At 51.2% G+C, this 15,845-nt stretch carries 10 protein-coding genes and 1 riboswitch; of the genes, 2 read left to right on the top strand and 8 right to left on the bottom strand.

The window, feature by feature from the left end; translation table 11 throughout:
• Positions 1–46 precede the first annotated feature (46 nt).
• The gene (gene lptD, locus A7K98_RS16470) at positions 47–2,422 is read right to left on the bottom strand and encodes an LPS assembly protein LptD (protein ID WP_087489536.1); all 2,376 of its coding nucleotides are present in this window, start codon (positions 2,420–2,422) and stop codon (positions 47–49) included.
• Between the two features lie 179 nt (positions 2,423–2,601).
• Between lptD and djlA the strand changes: the two genes are divergently transcribed.
• Entirely contained in the window at positions 2,602–3,417 is an 816-nt protein-coding gene (gene djlA, locus A7K98_RS16465) for a co-chaperone DjlA (RefSeq protein ID WP_087489535.1), read from the top strand.
• A gap of 57 nt (positions 3,418–3,474) precedes the next feature.
• On the opposite strand, the gene rluA is transcribed toward djlA, so the two are convergent.
• From rluA to A7K98_RS16450, 3 genes are all read right to left on the bottom strand, one after another.
• Positions 3,475–4,128 carry a bifunctional tRNA pseudouridine(32) synthase/23S rRNA pseudouridine(746) synthase RluA gene (gene rluA / locus A7K98_RS16460; protein ID WP_087489534.1) on the bottom strand — a complete coding sequence of 218 codons (654 nt, stop codon included), beginning with the start codon at positions 4,126–4,128 and terminating at the stop codon, positions 3,475–3,477.
• A 37-nt stretch (positions 4,129–4,165) separates the two neighbouring features.
• The gene (gene rapA / locus A7K98_RS16455; protein WP_087489533.1) at positions 4,166–7,072 is read right to left on the bottom strand and encodes an RNA polymerase-associated protein RapA; all 2,907 of its coding nucleotides are present in this window, start codon (positions 7,070–7,072) and stop codon (positions 4,166–4,168) included.
• A gap of 154 nt (positions 7,073–7,226) precedes the next feature.
• Entirely contained in the window at positions 7,227–9,587 is a 2,361-nt protein-coding gene (locus tag A7K98_RS16450; protein WP_087489532.1) for a DNA polymerase II, read from the bottom strand.
• A gap of 177 nt (positions 9,588–9,764) precedes the next feature.
• Between A7K98_RS16450 and A7K98_RS16445 the strand changes: the two genes are divergently transcribed.
• The gene (locus A7K98_RS16445) at positions 9,765–10,529 is read left to right on the top strand and encodes a DedA family protein (RefSeq protein WP_087489531.1); all 765 of its coding nucleotides are present in this window, start codon (positions 9,765–9,767) and stop codon (positions 10,527–10,529) included.
• Here the strand turns inward: A7K98_RS16445 and thiQ are convergent.
• The 4 genes from thiQ to sgrR all read right to left on the bottom strand — a co-directional run bounded on the left by thiQ (position 10,519) and on the right by sgrR (position 15,619).
• Positions 10,519–11,232, bottom strand: coding sequence for a thiamine ABC transporter ATP-binding protein ThiQ (gene thiQ / locus A7K98_RS16440; protein ID WP_087489530.1), 714 nt, complete (start codon positions 11,230–11,232; stop codon positions 10,519–10,521). The genes A7K98_RS16445 and thiQ overlap by 11 nt on opposite strands.
• Entirely contained in the window at positions 11,216–12,826 is a 1,611-nt protein-coding gene (gene thiP, locus A7K98_RS16435; protein ID WP_087489529.1) for a thiamine/thiamine pyrophosphate ABC transporter permease ThiP, read from the bottom strand. The genes thiQ and thiP overlap by 17 nt, the downstream gene beginning before the upstream one ends.
• Positions 12,802–13,788, bottom strand: a complete 987-nt coding sequence (gene thiB, locus A7K98_RS16430; RefSeq protein ID WP_087489528.1) for a thiamine ABC transporter substrate binding subunit — start codon at positions 13,786–13,788, stop codon at positions 12,802–12,804. The genes thiP and thiB overlap by 25 nt, the downstream gene beginning before the upstream one ends.
• 42 nt (positions 13,789–13,830) lie before the next feature.
• Positions 13,831–13,922, bottom strand: a riboswitch (TPP riboswitch).
• A 35-nt stretch (positions 13,923–13,957) separates the two neighbouring features.
• Positions 13,958–15,619: an HTH-type transcriptional regulator SgrR gene (gene sgrR, locus A7K98_RS16425; protein ID WP_087489527.1), complete on the bottom strand. Its 1,662-nt coding sequence runs from the start codon at positions 15,617–15,619 to the stop codon at positions 13,958–13,960.
• Positions 15,620–15,845: the final 226 nt, after the last annotated feature.

Below are 15,845 nucleotides of genomic sequence, written 5' to 3'. Positions count from 1 at the left end.
ATCGTTGTTACCGCTTTGCGGAATTTACCGGCCATACATTACAACATCAAAACGCTGGCTGATAAGGGATAATTCCCTGATGCAGCATTTGAGCAGTTCCCAGACTGTAATCAGAACTCAGGCCCCGGAACTCTATGTTGAATGAAATCGAGTTGTCATATTTACTTGTGTCATTTTCCCAGCCGTTGATTTTACGCTCGTATCCGAAACGGATAGCGTAACAACAGGAGCTGTACTGAACGCCTAACAGTTGGTCCGCCGGTTTGCTATTACGGGTATCGTAATAGTAAGAACCCACGATAGACCATGCATCTGCAATCGGCCAGCTTGCCGTCATCCCGACCTGTGAAATCCCGTTCTTATAAATCGGGTTCTCCAACAATGATGCATCATTCAGTGCCTGCGCGACATATTGCGGGCTGCTGTAGCGATAACTCAGTTGCACCATACGATCGGCATCACGACGATATTCCAGAATCGCATTGCCCTGGGCAATGTTATCCAGTTTTGTATCATATTGCAGACCGCCACGGACACCCCAGTAATCACTAACTTTCCAGTAAGTATCACCGGCCCAGGTCAGACTTCCACGGTCGTTACTATCGTCAAGTTCATCACTTCCCGTACGTGCTGGTGTAAACGAATAGATTTGACCTACAGAAACGTTAAAACGTTCAACCAGATTGTTATCATAAATTCGGGTGGTCACCCCGGAAGCAACCTGGTTAGCAGAAGAGATACGATCCAGACCACTGTATGTGCGGTCACGGAACAGCCCGGTATAGTCGGTCTGTAACAATGTTGAATCGTAGGGATAGATATTACTCTGGTTACGGTATGGCACATACAGGTACTGAACCCGGGGTTCCAGCGTCTGGGTATAGCCAGGCGACCAGTCCATATCCCGGTCGAACACCATTTTTCCATCCACTTTAAACTGTGGCATGGTGCGGTTAACCGAGTTTTTCAGCTGATAGCGATCAGCGGAGCTGTCAATTGAACCGTTGTTATAGTTTTCAATATTATCCTGCTGATAGTGGGTCGCCAGTAATTTTGCTTCAGTATCCAGACTGGCCCAGCCATTTGACAGTGGCAAATCGAGAGTGGGTTCAATATGCAACCGGTCTGCCCGCGGATAATTCGGGTTAGTGTTGGTAAACCTTGCAAACTGGCCGTAAACATGCGCATTAAACGGACCGATATCATTCTGGTAAACATTCACATCCAGCTGTGGCAGTACACGGTAAATACTGTTGGAGTTGGTATGTGAGAAGGTCTGGAAGTCTTTACTGGACAGTGTGGCGTCCCAGTTCGTATCTGCATAACCGATACTGAATTTCTGGTTCGCATAGCCGTCAGTCGAACTGTAGTATTTTGACGCCAGATCGTTGAAGTAATAGCTGTCACTGACTTTGCTGTAATCTACGTTGAAGCGCCAGTGTTGGTCATAAACACCGGTATGGCGCCAGTAGAACAGCCAACGGTTTGAACTGTCATCGGATGCAATGTCGCGAGCTGCTTTGTCTTTATTGTACTGGCTATCAGAAGGCAGATAATCCAGTTCCATCAGACCACTACCAAATACAGACAGATAACGGAATTCGTTTTGCAGTTGCAGGCCGCGTTTACTCATGTAGTGCGGAGTAATAGTCGCATCCATCTGCGGCGCAATATTCCAGTAATATGGCAGCATAAACTCGAAGCCATTATCATTACCGTATTTTGCGTTCGGGATCAGGAAACCGGAGCGGCGACGATCGCCAATCGGTAACTGCAGGTATGGGCTGTAGAAAATTGGCACTGAACCCACTTTAAAGCGGGCATTCCAGATTTCTGCCACCTGTTCCTGGCGGTCTTCAATGATCTCTGAACCGGCGACACTCCAGCTGTTGTCTCCGGGGAGGCAGGAAGTAAAACTACCGTTTTCAAGGATGGTATAACGGTTATTACCGCGTAATTTCATCTGATCAGCAGAACCACGGCCCTGGCGGCCAACCATCTGATAATCGCCGTTCCAGACATTAGTATCTTTAGTATTCAGATTGGACCACGCTTTCGGGCCCTTAAGAATTACCTGATTATCGTCATAATGCACGTTTCCCAATGCATCAACGGTACGTGTCGGTGTACCCTGCCCGGGCTGCTGGCGCTGATGAAGCTGGACTTCATCAGCCTGTAGCTGGCCGTTACCCTGGTTTACACTGACCTTGCCGGTAAAAACGGAATCGTCAGGATAAGTCCCTTTAGCGGAATCAGAATGAATAGTGACCGGTTGCTCATTCGGCGTACCGCTGGTTAAAGGACGGTTATAAGAGGGTACGCCCAGCATACATTGCGACATAAGATCATCGGCAAGGCTGTGCTGGCTGTAGAGCGCTGCGCCAATCATCGTGGCCAGCAAGGTTGGTAATCTTTTATTCATACGTAGTATTAAGGATTCCGTAAAAACTGGCATCATGCCGACAATCAGACGGAGACTAACTTACCGCATAATAGCGCTGGTGTTAATCCTGATCTCTTCGGTTTGCGGATAGGCGGTTAACCAAATGACAGGTATGATAATGCAAATTTCGGCCGTAAGCATGGCGAATTGAGGAGTTTATGCGCTATTGGGGTAAAGTAATTGGATTAGCAGTGGGTATTTTATCCGGAGCAGGCTTCTGGGGCATTGTTCTGGGAGTAATGATAGGCCACGCAATCGACAAAGTTCGTATCGGAAACGGGCAAGGGTACTTTTCAGATAACCAGTCCCGGCAGAATCTGTTCTTCCGCACCACTTTCCAGGTGATGGGGCATCTGACCAAGTCTAAAGGGCGTGTGACGGAAGCAGATATTCAGATTGCGTCGGCATTTATGGAGCGGATGCAGCTGCATGGCGAATCCCGCCTTTCGGCTCAACAGTCCTTTCGTGAAGGTAAAGACAGCAATTATCCGTTGCGGGAAAAACTGCGGGAATTTCGCAGCGCCTGTTTTGGGCGTTTTGACCTCATCCGGATGTTTCTGGAAATTCAGGTACAGGCTGCTTTTGCAGATGGCGTATTGCATCCTAAAGAGCGCCAGGTGCTGTATGTGATTGCAGAGGAGCTGGGGATCTCGAGGGTACAATTCGATCAGTTTCTGCGGATGATGGCTGGCGGTGAACAATTCTCCGGTTCGGGTGGTGAATATCACCAGGGGAGTTATCAGCAGCAACAGCGAGGTCCGACACTGGAAGATGCCTGCAGTGTGTTGGGAGTGAATCCGGGAGATGACAGTACTACTATCAAACGGGCTTACCGGAAACTGATGTCGGAACATCATCCGGACAAACTGGTGGCGAAAGGTTTGCCACCAGAGATGATGGAAATGGCAAAACAGAAAACCCAAAAAATACAGTCTGCTTACGATCTGATCCGTAAGGAAAAAGGGTTTAAATAACCCCGGAAACGGGCATTACCACTTATGGGTAATGTCCGCAGAGCCGATTGTGCATTTTCAGAAGTCCGCCGGCTGGCGGAATGTCATGGGAGTGCCATAGTGCGGGTGAGTAATAGTCAGTGATTCTGCATGCAATAACAGACGGTCTGCCAGTGCTTTGGCTTCCGGATGCGCGTAGAAGCCATCTCCGAGAATCGGATGACCGAGTGCCAACATATGAACCCGCAACTGATGTGAGCGACCAGTGACAGGCTTTAATTCGACTCTGCAACTTAAGTCGTCGCAATACTCAAGCACCCGCCATTCAGTCTGAGCTGCTTTACCGGTTTCAAAACAAACTTTTTGCTTTGGCCGGTTCGGCCAGTCACAAATTAACGGCAGATCCACCAGCCCCTCGTCTTTTTCCAGGTGTCCCCAGATCCGTGCGATATAGGTTTTCTTAGGTTCACGTTCCCGAAACTGTCGCTTCAGCTCGCGCTCTGCCGCTTTGGTTAATGCCACCACAATAACACCGCTGGTCGCCATATCCAGCCGGTGCACCGACTGTGCACCAGGAAAATCGCGCAGAATCCGCAGCATCACACTGTCCTGATGTTCAGGCAGGCGACCTGGAACGGATAACAGCCCGCTGGGTTTGTTAACCACCATGATATGACTGTCCTGATACAGGATATGCAGCCAGGGTTCGGTGGGGGGATTATAAGCTTCCATTGTGTATCCATCGGGGGGATTTTCCCCCCGTTTGCGGTTACTGATGTGTGACAACAATCAGCCGTAATGCATCCAGTCGCCAGTTGGCCTGAGCCAGGCTTTCGGTGACTTCACGGCGGTTAGTTTCCAGTGCTTCAACTTCATCGTCACGGATATTCGGGTTGACGGCCTGTAATGCCCGCAGACGATCCAGTTCAGCCCCCAGTGTTTCATCAGCCTGGCGACGAGCCTGTTCAATGACCCCCTGTGCATCACTGACCACCAGTTCTTCACCACGGGTCAGAATCTGGTAAACATCCTGCTGGACGGCATTGACCAGTTTACTGCCGGTATGACGGTTTACTGCTGTCAGTTGGCGGTTAAAGCTTTCAAATTCCACTTTGGTCGCCAGATTATTGCCGGCTTTATCCAGTAACAGGCGAAGCGGAGTCGGCGGCAGAAAGCGGGTCAGTTGCAGATGTTTTGGCGCCTGCGCTTCAACAACATACATCAGTTCTACCAGCAGAGTACCTACCGGTAATGCTTTGTTTTTCAGTAATGAAATAGCGCTGCTGCCAGTATCACCGGAAAGAATAAGGTCCAGCCCGTTACGGATTAATGGATGTTCCCAGGTAATAAACTGAGTATCTTCACGGGACAATGCCTGTTCACGGTTAAAAGTGATAGTACAGCCATCTTCCGGTAACCCGGGGAAGTCCGGTACCAGCATATGGTCTGATGGTGTAAGCACAATCAGGTTGTCACTGCGGTCGTCCTGATTGATCCCGACAATATCAAACAGATTCAGTGCAAAGTTGACCAGTTCAGTATCATTATCCTGAGCGGCAATGGCATCAGCCAGCTCTACGGCCTGCTCTCCACCGTTGGAGTTAAGCTCCAGCAACCGGTCGCGACCTTGCTCCAGTTGTGATTTCAGTGATTCGTGTTGTTGGCGGCTGTCGGCTATAAATTCATCCAGCCCTGAGGTATCTTCCGGCGAGGCCAGATATTTCAGTAGCTGTGGATGTACATTGTCATAGATCGTGCGACCAGTAGGGCAGGTATGTTCAAAAGCATCCAGACCTTCATGGAACCAGCGAAGTAACACAGCCTGGGCGGTATTTTCCAGCCAGGGTACCAGAATCTGAATGTCATTCTGCTGGCCGATACGATCCAGACGACCAATACGTTGTTCCAGCAGGTCCGGGTTGAAAGGCAGGTCAAACATGACCAGTCGACTGGCGAACTGGAAGTTACGGCCTTCCGAGCCAATCTCCGAACACAACAGGACCTGAGCGCCATCTTCGCGGGAGGCAAAAAACGCCGAGGCTTTATCCCGTTCAATGATGGATAAACCTTCATGGAATACTGCGGCACGGATACCTTCGCGCTCACGAAGATATTGTTCAAGTTGCAGCGCGGTGGCGGCTTTAGCACAGATAACAAGCACTTTCTCTTTGCGGTTTTCCAGTAAGTAATTGCTCAGCCACTCAACGCGTGGATCAAATGCCCACCAGGTTCCGCTGTCACCTTCAAACTCCTGATAAATCTGCTCCGGATAGAGCATGTCCCGGGCTCGTTCTTCGGCGCTCTTACGGCTGCCCATAATGCCGGATACTTTGATCGCGGTCTGGTACTGAGAAGGTAACGGCAGACGGAATTGCTGTAACTGGCGTTGCGGAAAGCCTTTCACACCCTGACGGGTATTACGGAACAGAACACGGCTGGTACCATGACGATCCATCAACAGTGCCACCAGTTTCCTGCGAGCTTCCAGCCGTTGTTCATCGCGACTGTTGGCTTTTTCGATCAATGGGGCGATATCCTGATCGCTGATCAGATTATTGATCATTGCGACTTCTTCTGCGGAGACCGGATGATCGGCGAGTAATGAGGTAACGGCATCAGCAACCGGTTGGTACTGCTGTTGCTCTGCCACAAATTGCTGATAATCATGGAAACGGTTAGGATCGAGCAACCGCAGACGGGCGAAGTGGCTCTCCATTCCCAGCTGCTCAGGGGTTGCTGTCAGCAGCAACACTCCGGGAATATTTTCTGCCAGCTTTTCAACCACCAGATATTCACGACCGGCTTTACCATCATTCCAGGCCAGGTGATGGGCTTCATCCACCACCAGCAAATCCCATTCGGCTTCAGCCATCGCTTCCAGACGCTGCTTATTTTTACAGGCAAAATCCAGCGAGCAAATGACCAGTTGCTCGGTGTAGAACGGATTGCTGGTATCAAACTGAGCTTCGGTATAGCGTTCGTCATCAAACAGCGCAAAACGCAGATTGAAGCGACGCAGCATCTCCACCAGCCACTGATGTTGCAGGGTTTCCGGTACAATAATCAGGACACGTTCGGCACGGCCTGCCAGTAATTGTTGCTGGATTATCATCCCTGCCTCAATGGTTTTCCCCAGTCCGACTTCATCAGCCAGTAATACCCGGGGAGCGTGCCGGTGACCAACATCATGAGCGATATGTAGCTGATGTGGGATCAGATTGGTGCGCATACCACGTAATCCACTAACCGGCAGACGGTACTGAGCACTTTGATATTTACGGGCACGAAAACGCAGAGCAAAACGGTCCATGCGGTCAAGCTGACCGGCAAACAATCTGTCCTGAGGTTTACTGAATACCAGTTTACTGTCGAGCATAACTTCCCGCATGCTGACACCGGTTTCCTGCGTATCAGTCCGCACTCCGGTGTAAGTCATTATCCCGTCATTATCTGTGACGTTTTCTACGGTTAGCTGCCAGCCTTCATGGCTGGTAATGGTATCGCCCGGGTTAAAAATGACGCGGGTGATCGGAGAATCATTGCGGGCATAGAGTCTGTTTTCGCCAGTTGCCGGAAAAAGTAAAGTGACCATACGTGCATCGATAGCGACGACCGTCCCCAGTCCAAGTTCACTTTCTGTATCACTAATCCAGCGCTGACCAAGTGTAAAAGGCATAAATAATTAGCTCGATTCTCTTAACATGTAAAAAGATATTCATGCTCTGCAGGCAATAGCACGGTGACCAGACAAGAGGTCTGGTAAATAAATGCAGAGCAATGAAATTCAGGGAGGGCGCTATGGTACTGGAAGGCGAGCCATTCGTCACCTATCAAAACAGCCCCAGTTGCCCGGTAATCAGTGTGGCAAAATTTCCGCCTACAAACCCAAGTATGCCGTCTGCAATCGGCTCTAACTGCCGGCTCAGATAGTGATCATAATCCAGCGGTGCAGTACGGGCGTTCAGGGGTTCAGGTCCACGGGTGGTTATCACATAATGTATTGTGCCACCTTTCTGGTAACGCAAAGGCTGGCCGGCTTTACGGTGCTGTTCATCTGCCAGTAAGGCTGCCCGGGCGTGTGGTGGAACATTTTTCTGATAGTCGCCCAGTGGCCGGCGCAGTCGCTTACTATAAATCAGCAAGTCATCCAGTTCCCCTGCCATCAGTTGTGCGACGGTATCCCGCACATATTGTTGCCAGGGCTGGCGACGGAAGATTAAATCATACAGTGTCTGCTGAAACTGTCGGGCCAGTGGGGTCCAGTCGGTACGTACCGTTTCCAGCCCTTTAAAAATGATTTGCTGTTCGCCTTGCTGGCTAACCAGCCCTGCATAGCGTTTTTTACTACCTTGTTCTGCTCCACGGATGGTAGGCATCAGAAAGCGGCTGAAGTGAGTTTCATATTCCAGTTCCAGTGCACTCACCAGATTGAACTGCTGAGCCAGTTGCTGCTGCCACCAGGCATTCACGCCTTCTGCCAGTTGCCGGCCAATATCCGCGGCTTGCTGTTCGCTGTGGGCGGTTTTCAGCCAGACAAATGTGGAGTCAGTATCACCATAAATCACCTCGTATCCCTGCTGTTCAATAAAATCACGGGTTTTTTGCATGATTTCATGCCCGCGCAGAGTAATCGATGAAGCCAGTCGCGGATCGAAGAAACGACAGGCCGGAGTCCCAAGCACGCCGTAAAAGGAGTTCATAATTATTTTCAACGCCTGGGACAGCGGCTGATTTTTCTGCTGCTTTGCCAGTTCACGGTTTTGCCAGATCTGACTGATGATTCCGGGCAGGCATTGCACTGTCCGTGAGAAAAAGGCTCCGAGGAAGCCCGGCACCGGATCAGGATCGGCAGGGTTTCCCATTCCTTCTGCCAGTCCCACAGGATCTATCAGAAAGGTTCGGATGATCGACGGGTAGAGGCTTTTAAAATCCAGTACCAGCACTGAGTCATATAATCCGGGCCGGGAGTCCATAACATATCCCCCGGGGCTTGCTGCCGGAGTCACCTCTCCTAAATTCGGAGCAACAAAGCCAGAACGGTGCATACGCGGGATGTACAAATGCCCAAAAGAGGCCACCGAACCGCCATGGCGATCGGCCTGAAGCCCGTTGACACTGCTTCTTTCCAGTAAGAAGGGCATCAGGCTGGTTTCGTGGAAAATTCGGGTCACCAGTTCACAGTCCCGCAGATTATAGCGGGCCAGAGCACTCTTATTGGTGGCAAAATTGCGGTTAATTTCGTCCATTCGCTGGTCAGGATCTTCGGTAAGTTTGCCTTCACCGAGCAGTTCACGTGACACATTTTCCAGACTAAAAGAGCTGAATTCGCGGAACGAAGATTTGAGCGCTTCAATACCATCAACAATCAGTCGGCCAGCGGCCTGCGCCATAAAGACACCGGGTTTAAAACCATGTTCCCGCCATTCCAGAGTGCTGCCACCACGCCCGGCCCTTAACGGAATCTGGTAACGGTCGGCATGTTTTTGCAGAACCCGTAAATCAAACTGGATCAGATTCCAGCCAATGATGACATCGGGGTCGTGGTCAACAAACCACTGATTAAGCATCTCCAGTAACTGCTGAGGAGTAGCTGCGTAATCCAGTTGAAAATCAACCTGCTGATTTTCCGTTGTTGGTTCTCCCAGCATCATCACCTGACGCTGGCCACAACCTTCAATGCCAATACAGTAGAGATCTCCGTGTTCGCTGGTTTCAATATCCAGAGACATCCACTTTAACGTTGGCCGGTAATCAGGATGTGGTTTCAGCCGGGCATTATCAATCAGCGTGCCGTCCTGCTCACCATTGAACCATACCGGGGCGGTGATAAACCGTTCCATAAGAAAGCGTTCTGCCGGGCGGATATCGGCCTCATACACCGGAATTCCCTGCTCACGGAGAACTTTCTCCAGCCGCTGCAGTTGCCGGTACTGACGGCAGTAAAGACCGGACTGAGGTTGCTGGTGGAAATCACGTAGCTGCAATGGCAGCAAACGAATATTTCTTTCGCCGCTTAACAGCTTTGCCGCTTCATCTGCCGCAGACTGCGGGATAAACGCGACAGCTTCCTGCGGCGGCACACGAATCTGCACCGGCCCCTGGTCGGTTGCCAGCCAGAAGGTCAGTTCGATGCCACGAGGGGTATCCCGCCAGTGACGGGTTAACAGAAAGCCAGGTTGGGGATTATTCACGGGATCTCCGGAGTTTCACTCCCCGGAGTATAACATATCTGCCGGGAGGGACCGGCATTCCCCGGGGTCATAGCCTGATGTGTGGTTTTGTATTTGTTTGTATTAAAGCTCAGACATTGCTTGACGTCTGTGCGCTTGCTCTGGACAATCCAGGCTCAGTTTACGTGAGGAATGTTTATGGAAGTCTGGATCCAACACCTTCTGACTCAGTCACTGGAGTGGGCTTTGTTTGCGGTCGCCGTGGTGACTTTTTTTGAGTCTCTGGCGCTGGTGGGGTTGATCCTCCCGGGAACGGTGTTGATGGCAAGTCTTGGCGCACTGATTGGCAGCGGAAAAATTGGTTTGTATCCGGCATGGGGGGCAGGGCTGGCAGGGTGTCTGCTGGGCGACTGGCTTTCCTTCTATATAGGCTGGCGTTTCCAGGGCCCTTTGCATCGCTGGAAATATCTGCAAAAGCATCGCAATTTACTGGACAAAACTGAACATGCCCTGAATGAACACAGTGTGGCAACGATTCTGATTGGCCGGTTTGTTGGTCCTACCCGGCCATTGATTCCACTGCTGGCGGGGATGCTGGAATTACCAGTGAAGAAATTTCTTCCGCCGAACATTATTGGCTGTATTTTGTGGCCGCCGGTTTATCTGTTACCCGGTATTCTGGCCGGAGTGGTGATTGACGCACCTCATAATGCGCAAACCAGTTTATTTAAGTGGCTGCTACTGGCCGAAGCTATCGCTCTGTGGCTGGCTGTCTGGACCGGGTGGCGTTGGTTACGCGGCACCAAAAAACAGGACTGGGCCAGCAAACTGTTGCCGGCCGGTCGCCTGCGCTGGCTCGCACCGTTACTGATTATTCTGGCCGTTGCCGGGCTGGTGGGTTTACAGTTCGATCCGATGATGCCGCATTTTCGACAACTATTATGGCGGGTATTTATTGCCTGATTGTCGCGGGTGAGATGCCGAGCAGTTCTGCATCCGCAACCTCTCCGTTAAGCAGTGTCTGACTCTCTCCCTGCCAGACAATGTGACCATCATTCACCAGCAAAGTCTGTCCGGCAATTTGCCGGACATCTTCCAGATTATGTGACACCATCAGTAATGTAATATTATGAGCGGTGCACATTTGATCGGTCAGTATCAGCATTTCCTGACGCAGTGCCGGGTCCAGTGCCGAAAAAGGTTCATCCAGCAATAACACCGGTTGTTGACGTAACAGACAACGGGCCAGTGCGACTCTTTGGCGCTGCCCGCCTGATAGTTGTCCGGGGAGTCTGTCCAGCAGTCCCTGCAATCCAACACTGGCGGCAATATCTGTTACCTGTTGCTGCTGCTGACGGGTGAGCCGCAGTCCCGGATGCAATCCAAGCCCCAGGTTTTGCCCGGCGGTCAGATGAGCAAACAGGTTATTTTCCTGGAACAGCATCGATACCGGCCGTTTGGAAGGGGGCAATCGGGTACAGTTTTTCCCGTCAATCCATAGCTCACCGCCACTGAGTGGCAAAAAGCCGGCTATCATACTGAGCAGAGTACTTTTACCCGCGCCGCTGGGGCCAAGAATGGCGACCCGTTGGCTCCGCGCTATCTGCATTGAGAAGCGCATCGTTTGTGACTGATAGTGATAGGTCAAATCATTCAGCGTCAGCATGATTTCCTGCAATTTTTTCAATCAAAGTGAACAGTACAAAACACACCAGTAACAGCAGCAGGGCACTGACTGCTGCCTGTTGTCCGCGATAGGCACCAATCTGCTGGTAAAGGTAGAACGGCAGAGTCCGGAAATCATCGCTGCCAAATAACGATACCACCCCAAAATCACCTACCGACAGTACGCAGGCAAAGGCCAGTGCCTGAGCCAGCGGCCGCTTCAGTGCCCGTTCTTCAACCAGACGTATTCTTTGCCAGCCCTGAATTCCCAGTGACAGACAGAGCTGGTTATAGTGTTGGGCAATATCACGCATTGGCGTATCCAGAACTTTTAGGGCATAGGGCATGGCAATCAGGGCATTCACCAGTACAATGATATTTTCCGGAGAATCCGGGACCCCGCTGGTGCTGTTGTAAAACATAAAAATTCCGCTGGCCAGTACGATTCCTGGCATCGCAAGGATCAACATACCGCTGGTATCAAGCAATTGCGCTGGCAGCAGATTTCCGCGCAGCCGCAACTCACGACTACTCCACAGTAGCATCATGGTCAGGATGACTGATAACACCCCTGCGCGTACTGCAATACTGACAGAATTCCAGGTGGCTACCCAAAGTCCGGACTGACGTAATGAACTGAACAGATTAGGGTTCAGACCATTAATTACCACCGCCAGTACAGGCGGGATCAATAATAACAAAGTCAGAATGATCACCAGACTGTCGGTAATTCTGGGGCGCCAGCGATCGTCCGGGGAACGCCAGTGACTGACCAGCGGACTGTTACCAGCCAGCGTTGTATTTAGCCGCAGGCTGAGCAATACCAGCAGCAGACAGAAACTCAACTGAACCAACGCGAGTACTGCGGCTTTCTCCGGGTCGAAATCGTAACTAAGTGCCTGGAAAATCGCCAGTTCCAGTGTCGTTGCCCGTGGCCCGCCGCCCAACGCTAGTACAATGGCAAAACTGGCAAAACAGAGCATGAAAATCAGCGCAGCCACCGGCAGTAACTGGCGTTTCAGCCAGGGCCACTCCAGCCAACGGAACAGGTAAAATCCCTGCATATTGAGCTGTGCTGCCAACTGACGCTGTTCGGCTGGGATCTGTTCTAAAGATTGCAGCAATAACCGGGCTGCCAGTGGCAGGTTAAAAAAGACGTGTGCCAGCAAAATCCCTTGCAGACCATAGACAGAAAAGCTGTAGTGGAACCCGGCAAGAGTAGCGAGGCTTGCCAGCCAGCCATCTCGGCCATAGACACTCAGCAGACCAAACACCGCCACTAATACCGGCAGTACCAGTGTCATTGCGCACAAGCGGAGTAGCAGTTTTCGGCCCGGAAAGCGGCGTCGGTAGAGTGCTCTGGCGACCAGAATCGCCGGCAGCACAGAGAGTAAGGTGGATAATGCTGCCTGCTCAAAGGAAAAAGCGATGACATGCCGCAGATAAGGATCGCTCAGCCAGCGATATCCGTGAGTCAGAGGTGCATTCCAAAGCAGGCTTGCGAAAGCCAGCAGCGCTATACCACAGGTGACCAGGGCTGCCAGCAGCCCTGGTATTAACCAGCGAGGCATCAGTGGCTGACTGCGTTCTGCCATGCGCTAATCCATGCATCGCGGTGAGTAGCGACTTCTTCAGGTGTAAACTGCAGGGCAGTTTTAGGAACCGTGAGTTGCTGATAACCCGCTGGCAAAGTGGTTTTTATGACCGGATACATCCAGTTCCCGGTCGGCAGCGTTTGCTGGAAGGCCGGGCTGGTGACAAACTGCATAAACTGTTTTGCCAGCGCCGGGTGTGGGCTGTCTTTCAGCCGGGCTGCCACTTCCACCTGCATATAGTTACCTTCCGGGAAGTTGGCGGCGGCATAATCAGAATTATGCTCCTCAATAATATGATAGGCCGGTGAGGTGGTGTAGCTCAGAACCAGATCACTTTCCCCTTTCAGGAACAGACTATAAGCTTCACTCCAGCCACGGGTCACGGTCACTGTTTTGGCGGCCAGTTTCTGCCAGGCAGCCGGAGCCTGGTCGCCGTAAACTTTTTGCATCCACAGCAGTAGGCCAAGTCCCGGAGTACTGGTCCGTGGATCTTCATAAATAACCCGCCATTTCTCCGGGCTTTCGACCAGTTGTTTCAGGCTGGTCGGGGGATTTTTCAGGAGTTTTTTGTTGTACACGAACGCAAAGTAACCGTAGTCATAAGGAACAAAGGTTGTGTTATTCCAGCCGCCTGGTACGGTGAGATGGCTGTAATCAACTGGTGTAGGTGCGAACAGGCCGGTTTTTTGCGCGGCATCCAACAGATTGTTGTCCAGCCCGACTACGACATCGGCTTTACTGTGTTTCCCTTCCATTCTCAGGCGGTTTAACAGAGCAACGCCATCACCGAGGGAGACATATTTCAGGGTGCAGTTGCAGTTAGTTTCAAAGGCTTTTTTAATGGCGGGTCCCGGGCCCCAGTCTGACGAGAAAGAGTCGTAGGTGTAAACGGTCAGTTCTGGTTTGGCGGCCAGAACCGGGGCAGATATCAGCAATAATACAGGCAGAACTTTTTTTAACACTTTGCGCTCCTTGAGGCGGGAATTTTTGTGCGCAAAGGATCTGAGTGAGTCAGTCTCAAATCCCTACGCCGGTGTTAACCGGATCAGGTTCTACGGGTATATCTCAGCAACAATGTGCACCCCGTTGAGAACGGCTTATTCTAGTCAATTCACGGCCGTGGTGAAAGCATCAAAGTTCCGGTGGAACAAACCAGGCTGATTTAAAATCAAACCAGCCCAGCGAATTCATCCGGATGCCACGCATGCTTCGTTGTCCCTGTAATGTCAGCCAGTGATGGAACAGTGGCAGCAGGAGATGGCGGTGATGTAATTGCTGGTACCACTGTTCTGTATTGAGTACCTTCTGGTGCCAGGATGGTAACGACAGCGAGAGTTCATCTCCCAGGCAGTGATGAAAAAGCGGCATTTCACAGACCAGGGCAAACACCGACCACTCCAACGGGGCGGTGAAGTTGCAACTCCCCAGCCAGAGATCGGCACTGGCATCACCGTTAAACCATTGCTGGTAGCTGACTTCTTTACTGATTAACCGGATGCCATGACGGGCGAGTAGTGGGCTCACAATCTTCACAATGGCCAGATGTTCAATATGTGAGCCGTACCAGCAGAGCGTGAGATGAGTAAGGCCGTCCGGCTTTTCTGACAGAGACTCATAACAGGTGTGTTGCCAGTCAGGTAACATCCCTCGCGCCGGAGACCAGAAGCGTTGGTGTGTTGAGGCGGCCTGTTGCAATAAATTGTCCGGGTTAAACAAATTACTCAGCCAGCGTCGTATTGATGGCTGGCGAGCAAGCGCTGAACGCTGATCGAACAACATAAAATAGCAACCTTGTTCCAGCCGGCTCTCTCCGGTGGTTTGCTGATTTTCATTTCCCTGTAATGTCAGGCCCTGATAAACAAGATCTTCACTGATTTCCGGCAATACCCAGATAGTGACATTGTCAATCAGTGGGCGATAACCAAAGTAGTCATCAAACGCTTCTATACGGAGCTGGCTTTTCTGGTTTTCCACCACGTAATAGGGGCCCGTACCGCTGGGTTTAGTGGCAAAGTCGGGCATGGTTTGCCATTCTGCGGGCAGTATCAGGGCAGCAACGCTGCCAAGCAGCCAGGGCAGCCATTCATCAGCAGAAGTCAGATGGATATCCACAATCCAGGCCGCCGGTGAGTCGATACTTGCCAGATGACAAAACAAAGGATGGTTGGTTAAGCGCTGCAGACTACTAATAATATCGGTGACCTGCAGTTCACGACCATGATGAAAGTGAACCGCAGGGCGAATATAAAATCGCCAGTGCAATGGTGAGAGCTGTTGCCAGTGATGGGCAATATCGGGACCGGTTTCGCCGGAAAGCTCATCAACCCGTACCAGACCATTAAATATTTGCCGGGCAATGTGAGTTTCACTGCGCCGTAGCGGTGAGCCCGGGAGTAAACTGAGCAATGGCCGGTAGTAGGGTACCCGCAGAATATGTCGCCCCTGGCGAAAGCTGCGGCCGAGCCTTGCCAGTATCATTTGCCGTACCCGTGACTGATCTCCTGTTAGTTGTAGTAACTGTTCAGTCTGGTCTTGTTCCAGAAGTGCTTCGGCTTGTTGTTGACGGAGTTCACCTGCGGTTATCTGAAAGTACAGCCCGGAGCGTTTTCCTCTGCCGGAGTGGCTTTCCCAGCGCAGCCATTGCTGCTGTTGCATACGATTTAGCAGGTTACGGATATGCCTGGCAGAACAATGCAGTTGTTCTGCCAGCTGTGCCAGAGTGGTTTGCTGGTCCTCACCGTGGCTCAGTTCCCACAGACGGATAAATTGCTCTTTCAGTCGTTTGGTTGTCATAAAAGAGGAACTCTTTTTTTAAACTGCTCAATATTAATTTCCTTATATTAAGAGCAGACTTCAGGTGAACGGAAGTCTGCGATGCCGGTTTTGTGCTCCCCGTCTTTTGTTCATCTTTCTCAAAAAAATTTGCGACATTTCGGGTGTTAATTGCTCTGCCGGCAGACAATGTCTGCCGGCTTTTCCCTATTTGTTATATGATCTTTCTATCGTCACATTTTGATGC

Origin of the sequence: Tatumella citrea, from assembly GCF_002163585.1 — a bacterium.
Classification (GTDB): Bacteria; Pseudomonadota; Gammaproteobacteria; order Enterobacterales; family Enterobacteriaceae; genus Tatumella; species Tatumella citrea.
The sequence above is the reverse complement of the archived record's forward strand: the minus strand, read 5'-3'. Positions and strand labels throughout refer to the sequence as shown.

Coding starts and splice junctions, on each gene's coding strand:
- rluA (WP_087489534.1), bottom strand. CDS start 4,128: ATGGAAGCTTATAATCCCCCCACCGAACCCTGGCTGCATATCCTGTAT.
- thiQ (WP_087489530.1), bottom strand. CDS start 11,232: ATGCTGACGCTGAATGATTTGACCTATCACTATCAGTCACAAACGATG.
- lptD (WP_087489536.1), bottom strand. CDS start 2,422: ATGAATAAAAGATTACCAACCTTGCTGGCCACGATGATTGGCGCAGCG.
- djlA (WP_087489535.1), top strand. CDS start 2,602: ATGCGCTATTGGGGTAAAGTAATTGGATTAGCAGTGGGTATTTTATCC.
- A7K98_RS16445 (WP_087489531.1), top strand. CDS start 9,765: ATGGAAGTCTGGATCCAACACCTTCTGACTCAGTCACTGGAGTGGGCT.
- thiP (WP_087489529.1), bottom strand. CDS start 12,826: ATGGCAGAACGCAGTCAGCCACTGATGCCTCGCTGGTTAATACCAGGG.
- rapA (WP_087489533.1), bottom strand. CDS start 7,072: ATGCCTTTTACACTTGGTCAGCGCTGGATTAGTGATACAGAAAGTGAA.
- sgrR (WP_087489527.1), bottom strand. CDS start 15,619: ATGACAACCAAACGACTGAAAGAGCAATTTATCCGTCTGTGGGAACTG.